Raw genomic sequence first — 12945 nt, forward strand, 5'->3', positions numbered from 1 at the left:
TTCCGGATTGGCCAATGCGCTTAGGGATATCGACCATGCAATGGATGTTCATGCTGATAGGGCTGGTGCTCGGCTGGATACTCGACGAGTCATTCAGTGATGCGCTGCTGGGGGCGTTACTCGGATTGGGTGTCGGCCAGGCTCTTCGCATGGCTCGCATGGACTCGCAGGTCCTCAAGCAGCAGCGTTTGCTGGAGCAGGCGCAGGTAGCGCTGCAGGCGGTCGAACAACGGCTGGCGCTGCTTGAAGCTTCGGGCGTCAAGGCGCCGGAAACCCACGAGCCACTGGTCTCACCTGAAACCATCCTCGATGAAGCACCTGCCGCAGCCCCGGCGTTGCTCTGGGAATTGCCGCCCGAACTCGAGCCGATCACCGCGGCGGCCACCGAAACCACGCGTTCGCCGCCCGCCGATGCCTGGAAGGCCGAGACGACCGCTCGCCAGGCGCAACCACCTGTCCCCCCGCGTGGCCCTAACTTCATCGACCGCGCCATCAGTCGCGCCCGGGCCTGGTTGTTCGGCGGCAATACCGTGTTGCGGGTCGGCGTGGTGCTGCTGTTCCTCGGCCTGGCCTTTCTGCTGCGCTATGTCACCGAAGACGTGGTGGTGCCGGTTGAGTTGCGTTACGCAGGCGTTGCGGCGGCAGCCTTGGGGTTGCTCGGGCTGGGGTGGTGGTTGCGAGCGCGTAACAGCAGTTATGCGTTGATCCTGCAAGGCGCCGGGATTGCCGTGCTGTATCTGACAGTGTTTGCCGCGATGCGCTTGCATCCCTTGCTCGACCCCTCGGCGGGTTTTGGCCTGCTGGTGGCGGTGACGGTCTGTTCGGCGATTCTCGCCATTACCCAAGACTCCCTGGGGCTGGCCGCCGCGGCCGCACTGGGTGGCTTCGCCGCGCCCATCCTGGCCTCCACCGGCGCCGGTAGCCATGTCGCGCTGTTCAGCTATTTTGCCCTGCTCAATGCCGGCATCTTCGTTATTGCCTGGTTCAAGGCCTGGCGGCTGTTGAATGTCATCGGGTTCAGCGGCACCTTCGGTATCGGTTTCGCCTGGGGCCTGCGCTCCTACTCGCCGGAACTGCTGTGGAGCACCGAGCCGTTTCTGATTTTGTTTTTCCTGATGTACCTGGCCATTGGTCTGTTGTTCGCCCGGCGCAAGTTGCTGGAGATGAGCGATGCACCGGCAGAGGGCAATCGCGATTCGTTGTTGCAGTGGTCGGCGCGCAAGGGCGACTACGTCGATGGCACGCTGCTGTTCGGTCCGCCGCTGGTGGGTTTTGGCTTGCAGTTCGCACTGGTACAGCATCTGGAGTTCGCTACGGCGTTCAGTGCCTTGGCGCTGGGCATGATTTACATGGGGCTTGCCCGATGGCTGATGGCCGGACGCACGCTGTTGCTGGGGGAAACCTGCCTGGCCTTGGGCGTGATCTTCGCCAGCCTGGCGATACCGCTGGGGCTCGATGCACGCTGGACGACAGCGGCGTGGGCGGTGGAGGGCGCGGGGATCTTCTGGCTCGGCCTGCGCCAGCAAAGGCCCTTGGGTCGGGCCTTTGCCTTGCTCCTGCAACTGGGCTCGGCGCTGGCGTTTCTCAGCGAGTTGCACAACAGCGAGAGCAGCCTGCTCGGCGGTGTTCCGCTAGGCGCGCTGTTGCTGGGCGTCGCGTTGCTGTTCAGCTTCTACCAGTTGCGTAAAGCCTTGCCAGAGCAGATCAGGCCTTGGGAACTGAAAGGCCTGCCAGTCCTGGCGTGCCTCGGACTGGTGTTTCTCTATTTGCTGGCACCGTTGTTTTTCTTCGGCCACGGCACGGTGATCAGTTGGGCCCTGGCCGGGGCGCTGACGTTGTTGGTTGGCTTGCGCCTGCCATCGCGCACCTTCGTGTTCACCGCGCTCGCTGTGCAACTGTTGGGTGGCGCGCTGTTCCTGGCGACGGGGCCGCTGTTCAGTGAAGGGTTGAGCCCATTGGCTCATGCTGGATTCTGGGCGCCGCTGGTGTTGGGGCTGGCGGCGATGATCGGGGCCTGGCGTTTGCAGATGGGTCATTCGCTCCGAGCGTTGGAAGGGCTGAGTCTGTTGCGATTGTCCCAGGCGTTGTTGGTGTGGGGCGCATGCTGGTGGGCCTTGGCCTGGGTCATCGAAGTGGTGCATTTTGCGCCGTTGCCGATACGGGCGACTTTGTTGTTGGGTATCGCTGCCTTGAGTGTGGCGCTGTGGACGGTGTTGGCGCTGCGCCTGAAATGGCCGTCACTGGGGGTGCTGGGCACGGTATTGATTCCCGCGGCGACATTGGTGCTGCTCGCGGCCGGGCACTCGCGTTATCACCCGGCGGCGAACGTCGGCTGGCTGGCGTGGGCCGCCGTGTTCGTCGTACATTTCATGTCCTTGCGACGCCTGGCGCCCATGCTGCCGGCGCGCGTAACGAGCGTCGCCCATGTGCTTGGCTGTTGGCTATTGATGGGTGTGCTGGCGCTGGAGCTGCGTTACGGCTTGCTGGTGTTGTCCGAGCAATACAACGCCTGGCGCTGGTTGGGTTGGGCGATTCTGCCAAGTCTGTATCTGGTGTTGATGGCGGCACCTCGCGCGTGGCCTTGGCCTGTGTCGGCGTATCCGCGCGAATACCGCGTATTCGCTGCCGCGCCGCTGGCATTGTTGATGCTCGGTTGGTTCTGGCTGGCGAATGTCGCCAGTGACGGCAACGCCGAGCCACTGCCCTACGTACCCTTGATCAACCCGTTGGAGCTGGGCCTATTGTTCGCGTTGTTCGGCGTTTATGTCTGGTCCAGCAGTGCCATGACACAGTTGGCGGTCCCCAGGAACTACGTCGCCATCGCTACGCAAGGGGTCGCAGGGGCCTCGCTGTTCGTGTTCTTTACCGCATTGGTAATGCGTACGGCGCACCACTGGAGCGCGGTGCCGTTCGAGCTGGATCTGTTGCTGGCGTCGATGCGGGTGCAAGCCGGGTTGTCCATCGTCTGGACCTTGATGGCCCTGAGCCTGATGATCGGCGGCCATTTGCGTCGCCGTCGCGAAGTCTGGTTGATCGGCGCGGTCTTGATCGGTGTGGTCGTGGCCAAGCTGTTCTTTGTCGAATTGAGTAATCGCGGCGGGCTGGCGCGGATCGTTTCGTTTATCGGTGTCGGCGTGTTGCTGCTGGTGGTGGGTTATTTCGCTCCGCTACCGCCCAAACGCGCCGAAACTGTGCCGGATACCGGCAAACCGGTCCCGGAATCACAAGGAGTGTCGTCTTGAGTCAGAAGCTGAACCTGAGTTGGCTGGGCATTGTTGCCATGGGGGTGGTGTTGTCGGCGGTTGCCCAGGAAAAGCCGGCGGACTTCACCACCCAAGTGCCTTTGTCGGTAACGGGCGAAGGACCTTGGTATCGCCTTGAACTGCCCCTGAGCGTACAACTGAATGCACGGCAGGCTGACCTGAGCGATGTGCGTGTATTCAACGCCGTGGGTGAAGTTCAGGCTTATGCCTTGGCCCGGGAGTCGGCGCGGAGCAATGAAACGCGCACCTTGACCGAGGTGAAATGGTTTGCGCTGTACAACTCGGTGGACGCCACTGAAATCGCGCCGAGCGTGCGGGTGCAATCGAGCACCACCGGCACATTGGTCCAGGTGCAGCCCTCCAGTCAGTTGGAGGCGGGTGAGGAGGAGTTGCGCGGCTGGTTGCTCGACGCTTCGGCGATCAAGGCGCCGTTGCAGCAGTTGATTCTCGACTGGACCAGCGAGCGCGACGGTTTCCAGCGTTTCACCGTCGAAGCCAGCGACGACTTGCAGCATTGGCAGTCCTGGGGCGAAGGGCAGGTGGCGCGCCTGACCTTTTCCGACGAGCGGGTCGAGCAGCATGAGGTCAACCTGCCGGGCCAGTCTGCGCGCTACCTGCGGTTACTGTGGATCACACCGCATTCGGCGCCGACACTGACGTCGGCGCAACTGCGCAGCGCCAGTACCCGCAGCCTGCCGCTGCCGTTGGTCTGGTCTCAGGCATTGGCCGGCAGCAGCGTGAAGGCGGGTGAATACACCTGGCAGTTGCCGATGGGGCTGAATGTCGAACGGGTGCAGGTCGAGTTGAGCCAGCCCAACAGCCTGGCACCAGTGAGCCTGGCCGGCCGGCGCGACAGCAGCCTGCCATGGCAGTCGTTGGGCAGCGGTTTGCTCTATCGCCTGACCCAGAACGGTCAGGACGTGGTGCAAAACGAATTGCAGCTGTCAGGGCAAATCGTCCAGCAATTGAAACTGACCGTGGACGAACGCGGCGGCGGCCTGGGTGATCAGGCGCCGAAGCTGAAGTTTGCCGTGCGTGCCACGCAACTGGTGTTCCTGGCGCGCGGGCCGGGGCCTTACACGCTGGTCGTGGGGAATTCGACGGCGAAGGCGGCGAACTTGTCGCTGTCGACGCTGATTCCGGATTACAGCCCGGCGAAGCTGGCGACCTTGGGCCGGGCCATGGTGGATGTCGGGGCGGTGGCCTCGGATGCATCGACAGAGAAAACGCTGGCGACGACGGACACCCAGTGGAAGAAGTTCGGCTTGTGGGCGGTGTTGTTGCTCAGTGTCTTGTTCCTGGTGGCGATGGCGTTCAGTTTGTTGCGCAAGTCTACTGCCAAACCTTGATTGTGGGTGCTGCGCACCCAATCGCGAGCAAGCTCGCTCCCACAGGTATTGCGCTGCCCCTGTGGGAGCGAGCTTGCTCGCGATAGCGGTATATCAGTCAATGAAAATGCTTATATGACCGCTACTTTCCAGCTCACATCCAGCCCATTTCCAACTACGCTCATCCCCGCACATGAACTCTCTTCGGCCGATCACGTCTGATAGGAGGAAATGCGCCCCGACTCGCGCTAAACTGCGCGGGTTTTTAGCCCCCCATTCCTCCGGAGCCTTCCATGTCCCGCGTTACCTTGAGTCGCTATTTGATTGAGCAGACCCGCAGCAACAACACTCCTGCCGATCTGCGCTTCCTGATCGAAGTGGTGGCGCGTGCCTGCAAGGAGATCAACCACGCCGTGTCCAAAGGCGCCCTGGGTGGCGTTCTGGGCAGCATGGGCACTGAAAACGTCCAGGGCGAAGTGCAGAAGAAGCTCGACGTGATCTCCAACGAGATCCTGCTCGAAGCCAACGAATGGGGCGGTCACCTGGCCGGCATGGCGTCCGAAGAAATGGACAACGCCTACCAGATCCCGGGCAAATACCCGAAAGGCGCGTACCTGCTGGTATTCGACCCGCTGGACGGTTCGTCGAACATCGACATCAACGCCCCGGTCGGCACCATCTTCTCGGTACTGCGTTGCCCGAACGAATACCTGAGCCAGAACGAGCCCTTGAATGAAAAGGCCTTCCTGCAGCCAGGCACCCAGCAAGTGGCCGCCGGTTACGCGATCTACGGTCCGCAGACCATGCTGATCCTGACCCTGGGCGACGGCGTGAAAGGCTTCACCCTGGACCGTGAAATGGGCAGCTTCGTACTGACCCACGAAAACATCACCATTCCTGAAGCCACCCAGGAATTTGCCATCAACGCTTCCAACCAGCGTCACTGGGAAGCACCGGTACAGCGCTACGTCAGCGAATTGCTGGCAGGCGATGAAGGCCCGCTGAAAAAGAACTACAACATGCGTTGGGTTGCCGCGATGGTCGCCGACGTGCACCGCATCCTGACCCGCGGCGGTCTGTTCATGTACCCACGCGACAGCCGCGAGCCGTCCAAGCCGGGCAAACTGCGCCTGATGTACGAAGCCAACCCGATGTCGTTCCTGGTGGAGCAAGCCGGCGGCGCGTCCACCGACGGCCACCAGCGCATCCTCGACATCCAGCCCGAAGGCCTGCATCAGCGTGTTGCGGTGTTCCTCGGTTCGAAAGAAGAAGTTGCCCGCGTCACGGCTTACCACAAGGAATAAACCATGACCGCGCCCTGGCAGCCGTTGCTTGATTGGTGGTTCGGAAGTTCCGGGTCAGCGAGGGAAGTGGCAGCGCAGAAGGGCAAGTTGTGGTTTGGCAAGCGCGACAGCCAGGACCTCGAAGCGCGTGAGCGTTTCGGGGCCCAGGCCGAGCAGGCACTGGCCGGCGGATTGACCGAGTGGATGCAACGTCCCGAAGGTTGGCTGGCCCTGGTGCTGTTGCTCGATCAAATCCCGCGAATGATCTTTCGCGATACTCCCAAGGCTTTTTCCGGTGACATCAGGGCTCAGGCACTGGTGGCGCAAGGCATTGCCGCGGATTTCGACCGGCAGTTGCAGCCGATTCAGCGGGTGTTCATCTACCTGGTGTTCGAGCATAGCGAGAACCTGGCGGTGCAGAACGAAGGCGTCTCGCGCTATATCGAATTGGTAGCGCAGCAGCCGGAGAGCGATCGGGCACTGTTCAGCGATTACCTGGACTATGCCGAGCGGCATCAGAAAGTGATTGCGCAGTTTGGGCGGTTTCCGCATCGCAATGCGGTGTTGGGGCGCGAATCTACGATTGAGGAATTGGCGTTTCTGTCGAAACCGGGTTCACGGTTCTAAATTTCATCGCGGCAGATGCCGCCTTCGCGGGCAAGCCCGCTCCCACAGTTGATTTGGTCGAACACAAAATATGTGTTCGTCGCAGAACCCTGTGGGAGCGGGCTTGCCCGCGAAGGGGCCGGTGAGTGCGCCTTAGATCCTGAAACTTCCGACTAGCTGCTTCAACCGTGCCGCCTGCTGCTCAAGATCGGCACACGCACGCAAGGTCGACTGCAGGTTCTCCACGCCTTCCTGGTTCAGCGTGTTGATCTCGGTGATGTCGACATTGATCGACTCCACCACGGCCGTCTGTTCTTCAGTGGCGGTGGCGACCGACTGGTTCATGCCATCGATCTCCCCGATGCGCTGGGTCACGCTGCCCAGGCGTTCGCCCGCCTGGTTGGCGATGCCGACGCTGCTTTCGCTCTGGCGCTGGCTGTCGGTCATGATGCCCACCGCTGCCCGGGCGCCGACTTGCAGCTCTTCGATCATCGTCTGCACTTGCTGCGCCGAGTCCTGGGTGCGGTGAGCGAGGTTGCGCACTTCGTCGGCAACCACCGCGAAACCACGGCCGGCCTCGCCAGCGCGGGCCGCTTCAATGGCGGCGTTCAGTGCCAGCAAGTTGGTCTGCTGGGAGATGCTGGTAATCACTTCCAGGATCTGCCCGATGTTGACCGTGTTGCTGTTGAGGGTTTCGATGTTGCCGCATGAATCGCTGATCTTGGCCGACAGTTGCTGCATCGCCGCGATGGTTTTATCCACCACCTGTTGGCCGTCTTCGGCCAGGCTGCGGGCATCGCTCGAATGTTGCGAGGCGAGGGCGGCGTTCTGGGCGATTTCCTGGGCGGCGGCACCGAGCTGGTTGATCGCCGCGGCCACGCTGCTGGTGCGCGAGGCTTGCTGGTCGGAGTTGAACATCGACGAGTTCGAGGCGGCGACTACACGCAACGCCACTTCGTTGACCTGGCCGGTGGCCGAGGATACTTCGATGATCGAGGTGTGAATGCGCTCGACGAAGCGGTTGAACGACAGCCCCAGCGCGCCGAATTCGTCGTGGCCGTGGATGGTCAGGCGTTTGGTCAGGTCACCTTCGCCTTCGGCGATGTCGTGCATGGCGCGGCCCATGGTCAGCAGTGGCTGCATCAACAGGCTGATCAGCATGCCCAGCAGGACAATGATGATCACCACGGCAATCACCATGGCGATGATCGCCGAGGTGCGGAACTCGCTGAGCATCGAGAACGCCGTTTCCTGGTCGAGCACCAGCGCTACGTACCAGTCCGCCGATGGCACGCCGTTGACGTGGGTGAAGGAGATGAACTGGCGCTTGCCGTCGATCTCGACTTCTTTCATGCCCGGGCTGACTTTCGGCGCACCGTTGGGGTAGGCCTCGGTCAGGTTCTTGAGTACCAGCTTGCTGTCCGGGTGAATCAGGATCTTGCCGTCGGCACCGACGATGAACGCATGGCCGTGACCGCCGAAGTTCAGCGAATTGATGATCGCGCTGACGCTGGACAGGTCGATGTCGGCGCCGGCGACACCGATCATCTGGCCCTGGTGCTGCACCGGGGTGGCGACTGTGATCACCAGTTTGCCGGAAGAGGCGGCGATGTACGGTTCGGTGACGATGGTCTTTTGCGCGTTATTGGCCGCCTTGTACCAGCCACGGGCGCGTGGGTCGTAGTCCGCCGCGCGGTTGCCCGCCGGGACCGAGAACATCACGCCGTCGGCGCCACCGAAGTAACTCAGCTGGAAATTGCCGGTGTAGGCGGGCAGGTCGATGATTCGTTTCAGGCCAGCGGGAGCATTGCCGTCGGCATTGATCTGTTGGGCCATCGACTGCAGCAGCTGCATGCGACTTTCCAGCCAGGTCTGGATGTTGCTGGTGGTCAGGCTGCCGAGTTCCTGCATCGAGGCTTCGGTACTGTTGCGCAAGGTTTCGCGCTGGCGATAGTCGTTGAACAGGATGAAACAAGCGAATGCGACGGCCACCACGAGGGCGGCAGCCAGCAATATCTTGTGGCTGAACTTCATGTTTCTGGTCATGGATGGGCTACCGCAGAGGGGCTGTTCTACAAAATGGGGGAGCAAATGCCACCGACGTGGCTTTGCGTTGCATTTATGTCGACTGAACGGTGCCAAAGATTAGGCGCAATCTCTGAAAAACGACGAAATGTCCGGTAAACAGGCAAAGTGGCTGATTTTCGGCAAAAGGTAGACGAGTGGCCCGATAAATAGCCTGCCGGGCAGGGAACCTCACAGGGGTTTTCTCTTCTAAGCTTCAGCTTGGCAGCCATGCCAATCCCCTACGCCCCCGGAGTTTCACCATGTCGTTGCGTTCCATCGCCCTGCTTTCGTTCTGCGTATTGCTCGCTGCCTGCGGCAAGGTCAATCAGGAAAACTACTCGAAGCTCTCCGCCGGCATGGCCAAGGCCGAAGTGGAGACCCTGTTGGGCAAACCCGCCGATTGTTCAGGCGCGCTCGGCATGTCCAGCTGCACCTGGGGCGACAAGAACAGCTTTATCAGCGTGCAGTTCGCCGGTGACAAAGTGCTGATGTTTTCCGGCCAAGGCCTGAAGTAAACCGGGGCGATCGCCCACGGGAGAAAAATAATGAAGCGGTTATTGATCATCCTTTTTGCCGGCCTGGTGTTGGCCGGCTGTGCCACGTCTGGCCAGGACCCATTGGCCCCCAAGACTGTCAATAGCGTCAACCTCAAGCGCTACCAGGGCACCTGGTACGAGCTGGCTCGCATGCCGATGTACTTCCAGCGCGACTGCGCGCAGTCCGAAGCCCATTACACGCTCAAGCCTGACGGCAATGTCGCGGTGTTGAACCGCTGCCTGACGGCGCAGTGGCAATGGGAAGAGGTCAAGGGCACGGCTTATCCACAGGTGCCCGGCAAGAACGACAAGCTGTGGGTCGAGTTCGATACCTGGTTCTCCAGGCTGATCCCGGGTTCGGCGAAGGGCGAATACTGGGTGCTGTACGTCAGCGATGACTACAAGACCGCCATTGTCGGTGATCCGAGCCGGAAGTATTTGTGGCTGTTGTCGCGTACGCCAACCGTGAACGGTGTGGTGCGCGAAGAGCTGCTGAGCAGGGCGCGCCAGCAGGGTTACGACACCACGCGGCTGATCTGGCGGGCGTCGGAACAGCAGATGGCAGAGACGTCGAACTAACTAATTGCACATATCCCTGTGGGAGCGAGCTTGCTCGCGATGAGGCCATCTAATTCAACAGAAATGTTGACTGACAGGCCGCCATCGCGAGCAAGCTCGCTCCCACAGTTGTTTCGTGTCAGCCCAGCAATTCGCGCAATACCTGGGTGAAGGCGCGATTGCTTTCTTCTTCATCAGCATGGCGCCCATCACGCACCACCCACTGGCCGTTCACCAACACATCCCGCACCTGACGATCGCCACCGGCAAACAGCCAGCGGTTGAGAATCCCGTCGCCGCTGGCCGTTGCCAGGTACGGATCGTTGCCGTCGAGCACCAGCCAGTCGGCGCGCTTGCCGACTTCCAGGGCGCCAATCGGCTGACCCAGTGCCTGGGCGCCGCCATCCAGCGCGGCATCAAACAGCGTGCGGCCGACCATCGGCTGCTCCGCGCCATACAAACGATTACGCCGTTGGTCACGCAGTCGCTGGCCGTATTCCAGCCAGCGCAATTCTTCCACCACACTCAATGACACATGGCTGTCGGAACCGATGCCCATGCGGCCGCCCTGGGCGAGAAAGTCCACCGCCGGGAAAATCCCGTCGCCGAGGTTGGCTTCGGTGGTCAGGCACAGGCCGGCGATGGCGCGACTCTTGGCCATCGACGTGACTTCTTCCGGATTGACGTGGGTCGCGTGGACCAGGCACCAGCGTTGATCGACGTCGACGTTCTCGTACAGCCATTGCAGCGGACGACGTCCGCTCCAGGTCAGGCAGTCGTCGACTTCTTTCTGCTGCTCGGCGATGTGGATGTGCACCGGGCACTGCTTGTCGCTGGCTGCCAGCACTTCGCTGATCTGCTGCGGCGTGACCGCGCGCAACGAGTGGAAGCACAGACCCAGGGCTTGCGCCGGTTGCTGCGCCAGCACCGGTTGCAGGCGCGATTGCAGCTTGAGGTAGTTTTCGGTGCTGTTGATGAAGCGGCGCTGACCTTCGTTCGGGGTCTGGCCGCCGAAACCGGAGTGGCTGTAGAGCACCGGCAACAGGGTCAGGCCGATACCGGCGGAACCTGCGGCCTGGCTGATACGCAGGGCCAGTTCGGCCGGATCTGCGTAAGGCTGGCCACTGATGTCATGGTGTACGTAATGAAATTCCGCGACCGATGTGTAACCGGCCTTGAGCATTTCGATGTACAGCTGACGGGCGATGACGCCGAGTTGCTCCGGGCTGATTTTTCCGACGAGGCGATACATCAGGTCGCGCCAGGTCCAGAAACTGTCGTTCGGATTGCCCGCCACTTCCGCCAGCCCGGCCATGGCCCGCTGGAAGGCGTGGGAGTGCAGGTTCGGCATGCCAGGCAGCAGCGGACCGCTTAACCGCTCGGCGCCATCTGCATGAGAATCGGCCTGGATATGGGTCAATACGCCATCGGCGCTGACCTCAAGACGTACATTGTTGGCCCATCCACTAGGCAGCAGCGCGCGTTCGGCAAAGAAGGCGGACATGGTTCAGCACCCCATCGTGTGTTATTTGTATATACATATACAGACGTTTGCCTGCCCGGTAAACTCCGGCAAGCTAGCGATATTCACTAAACGACCAAGGATTAACCGTGCCGACTCCGCCTCCAGTCTCTCCGTTGGCCGCGAACATGGGCGACAGTCCGGCGCCCTTGTACGCCCGCGTCAAACAAATGATCACCCAGCAAATCGACAGTGGAAACTGGCCGCCGCACTACCGCGTTCCGTCGGAAAGCGAGCTGGTCAGCCAGTTGGGCTTCAGCCGCATGACCATCAACCGCGCGCTGCGCGAGATGACCGCCGATGGCCTGCTGGTGCGCATGCAGGGCGTCGGCACCTTCGTCGCCGAGCCGAAAAGCCAGTCCGCGCTGTTTGAAGTGCACAACATCGCCGACGAAATCGCTTCTCGCGGTCATCGCCACACCTGCAAGGTCATCACCCTTGAAGAAGAGGCCGCCGGTTCCGAGCGCGCCCTGGCCCTGGACATGCGCGAAGGGCAGAAGGTGTTCCACTCGCTGATCGTGCATTTCGAGAACGATATTCCGGTGCAAATCGAAGACCGTTTCGTCAACGCGCTGGTGGCGCCTGATTACCTCAAGCAAGACTTCACCCTGCAAACGCCCTACGCCTACCTGAACCAGGTCGCGCCGCTGACCGAAGGCGAGCACGTGGTCGAGGCGATCCTGGCCGAGTCGTCCGAATGCAAATTGCTACAGATTGAAAAAGGCGAGCCGTGCCTGCTGATCCGTCGCCGCACCTGGTCCGGCCGCCAGCCGGTGACCGCCGCTCGTTTGATCCACCCCGGTTCCCGTCATCGTCTGGAAGGTCGGTTCCATAAATAGAGAGCCATAAATGAATGAGTTGAAGGTTTTACGCGCCAAAGACTACCCGCGCATGCCGTGGAAAAACGGCGGCGGCAGCACTGAAGAAATTACCCGCGATGCCGGCACCGGCCTGGACGGCTTTGGCTGGCGCCTGTCGATTGCCGACATCGGCGAATCGGGTGGTTTTTCCACCTTCGCCGGTTACGAGCGAGTGATCACCGTTTTGCAGGGCGATGGTATGAGCCTGACGGTGGATGGCCAGGTTACGCGGCCACTGTTACCGCTGGACCCGTTTGCCTTCAGCGGTGAAAGCAAGGTTTCCTGCACATTGCTCGGCGGTCCGATTCGCGATTTCAATCTGATTTACGCACCGCAGCGTTACGCTGCGCGGTTGCAGTGGTTGAGCGGCGAGCAGCGGTTCTTCAGCTCGGCGGGCACGGTGTTGGTGTTCAGCATCAGCGATGCGCTGGAAGTGGTGGTCGATAGCAACGCTTCGCAACTGGGCCGGCATGATTGCCTGCAACTGGACGGTAACACTGGTCTGCTGGAAATCTCCAGCAATGGCCCATGCTGTGTGATTGAACTGGCTGTGCGCTGATCCAACACTCAAGCGACACAATCGCGGGCAAGCCCGCTCCCACAGGAATCTCATTGTTCTTGTGGGGGTGGCCTTGCTCGCGATGTTTTTTGTCACTGCAAATCCGTTCCCGAAAGCGCACCACGTTGTTACCGAACGCCCCAGCGTGGCGCAAAACCACGCTCAAGTAACAAAACCCCCTCGACACAAAAATCCCCCGAAAAATATTTAATCTTCGCCAGAACCCTTGTTCCAGGCGCTCTCCAGCCGTTTCAGGATTTTTCTTGAATGCTCATCCAACAAGTTGGCCGCTTGATTGCATATGCTTGTATGTACAAGTAAAGACGTATGCGTATGAGTCACGAGGACTCAACCATCGTCCAC

General features: G+C 61.1%; 10 protein-coding genes and 1 pseudogene. 8 read left to right on the top strand and 3 right to left on the bottom strand.

Going from position 1 to position 12945, the window contains the following annotated elements:
- Positions 1-35 precede the first annotated feature (35 nt).
- The 4 genes from PMI34_RS20945 (at position 36) to PMI34_RS20930 (ending at position 6501) form a co-directional block, all read left to right on the top strand.
- Positions 36-3242: a DUF2339 domain-containing protein gene (locus PMI34_RS20945; protein ID WP_008047767.1), complete on the top strand. Its 3207-nt coding sequence runs from the start codon at positions 36-38 to the stop codon at positions 3240-3242.
- Complete coding sequence (locus PMI34_RS20940) at positions 3239-4612, top strand: DUF3999 domain-containing protein (protein ID WP_008047768.1); 1374 nt, start codon at positions 3239-3241, stop codon at positions 4610-4612. The genes PMI34_RS20945 and PMI34_RS20940 overlap by 4 nt, the downstream gene beginning before the upstream one ends.
- A 272-nt stretch (positions 4613-4884) precedes the next feature.
- Positions 4885-5895 (top strand): class 1 fructose-bisphosphatase, encoded by a 1011-nt coding sequence (locus PMI34_RS20935; RefSeq protein WP_007975526.1) that lies wholly within the window; start codon positions 4885-4887, stop codon positions 5893-5895.
- A 3-nt stretch (positions 5896-5898) separates the two neighbouring features.
- Entirely contained in the window at positions 5899-6501 is a 603-nt protein-coding gene (locus PMI34_RS20930) for a DUF924 family protein (protein ID WP_008047770.1), read from the top strand.
- Positions 6502-6633: 132 nt separating this feature from the next.
- Here PMI34_RS20930 and PMI34_RS29675 read toward each other — a convergent pair whose 3' ends face one another.
- Both PMI34_RS29675 and PMI34_RS29680 read right to left on the bottom strand, forming a co-directional pair.
- The gene (locus PMI34_RS29675) at positions 6634-7398 is read right to left on the bottom strand and encodes a methyl-accepting chemotaxis protein (RefSeq protein WP_371318464.1); all 765 of its coding nucleotides are present in this window, start codon (positions 7396-7398) and stop codon (positions 6634-6636) included.
- A gap of 93 nt (positions 7399-7491) precedes the next feature.
- A pseudogene (locus PMI34_RS29680) lies at positions 7492-8526 on the bottom strand (HAMP domain-containing protein); the annotation flags it as partial.
- 281 nt (positions 8527-8807) lie between these two features.
- Between PMI34_RS29680 and PMI34_RS20920 the strand changes: the two are divergent.
- Together PMI34_RS20920 and PMI34_RS20915 are read left to right on the top strand one after the other, a co-directional pair.
- A complete protein-coding gene (locus PMI34_RS20920) occupies positions 8808-9062 on the top strand; it encodes a hypothetical protein (protein ID WP_008047774.1) in 255 nt (84 codons plus the stop codon).
- A 30-nt stretch (positions 9063-9092) separates the two neighbouring features.
- Positions 9093-9662 (top strand): lipocalin family protein, encoded by a 570-nt coding sequence (locus PMI34_RS20915; RefSeq protein ID WP_008047776.1) that lies wholly within the window; start codon positions 9093-9095, stop codon positions 9660-9662.
- A gap of 118 nt (positions 9663-9780) precedes the next feature.
- Here the strand turns inward: PMI34_RS20915 and PMI34_RS20910 are convergent, their stop codons facing one another.
- Entirely contained in the window at positions 9781-11145 is a 1365-nt protein-coding gene (locus PMI34_RS20910) for a formimidoylglutamate deiminase (RefSeq protein ID WP_008047777.1), read from the bottom strand.
- Between the two features lie 146 nt (positions 11146-11291).
- Here PMI34_RS20910 and hutC point away from each other — a divergent pair, with 146 nt between their 5' ends.
- A complete protein-coding gene (gene hutC / locus PMI34_RS20905; protein WP_173677901.1) occupies positions 11292-12002 on the top strand; it encodes a histidine utilization repressor in 711 nt (236 codons plus the stop codon).
- 10 nt (positions 12003-12012) lie between these two features.
- Complete coding sequence (locus PMI34_RS20900; protein ID WP_008047781.1) at positions 12013-12582, top strand: HutD/Ves family protein; 570 nt, start codon at positions 12013-12015, stop codon at positions 12580-12582.
- Positions 12583-12945 lie beyond the last annotated feature (363 nt).

The organism is Pseudomonas sp. GM74, from assembly GCF_000282455.1.
Classification (GTDB): Bacteria; Pseudomonadota; Gammaproteobacteria; order Pseudomonadales; family Pseudomonadaceae; genus Aquipseudomonas.

Excerpts from the sequence above, each read along its gene's own strand:
- PMI34_RS20945 (WP_008047767.1), top strand. The coding sequence starts at position 36 with ATGCAATGGATGTTCATGCTGATAGGGCTGGTGCTCGGCTGGATACTC.
- PMI34_RS20935 (WP_007975526.1), top strand. The coding sequence starts at position 4,885 with ATGTCCCGCGTTACCTTGAGTCGCTATTTGATTGAGCAGACCCGCAGC.
- PMI34_RS20930 (WP_008047770.1), top strand. The coding sequence starts at position 5,899 with ATGACCGCGCCCTGGCAGCCGTTGCTTGATTGGTGGTTCGGAAGTTCC.
- PMI34_RS29675 (WP_371318464.1), bottom strand. The coding sequence starts at position 7,398 with ATGTTCAACTCCGACCAGCAAGCCTCGCGCACCAGCAGCGTGGCCGCG.
- PMI34_RS20920 (WP_008047774.1), top strand. The coding sequence starts at position 8,808 with ATGTCGTTGCGTTCCATCGCCCTGCTTTCGTTCTGCGTATTGCTCGCT.
- PMI34_RS20915 (WP_008047776.1), top strand. The coding sequence starts at position 9,093 with ATGAAGCGGTTATTGATCATCCTTTTTGCCGGCCTGGTGTTGGCCGGC.
- PMI34_RS20910 (WP_008047777.1), bottom strand. The coding sequence starts at position 11,145 with ATGTCCGCCTTCTTTGCCGAACGCGCGCTGCTGCCTAGTGGATGGGCC.
- hutC (WP_173677901.1), top strand. The coding sequence starts at position 11,292 with ATGGGCGACAGTCCGGCGCCCTTGTACGCCCGCGTCAAACAAATGATC.
- PMI34_RS20900 (WP_008047781.1), top strand. The coding sequence starts at position 12,013 with ATGAATGAGTTGAAGGTTTTACGCGCCAAAGACTACCCGCGCATGCCG.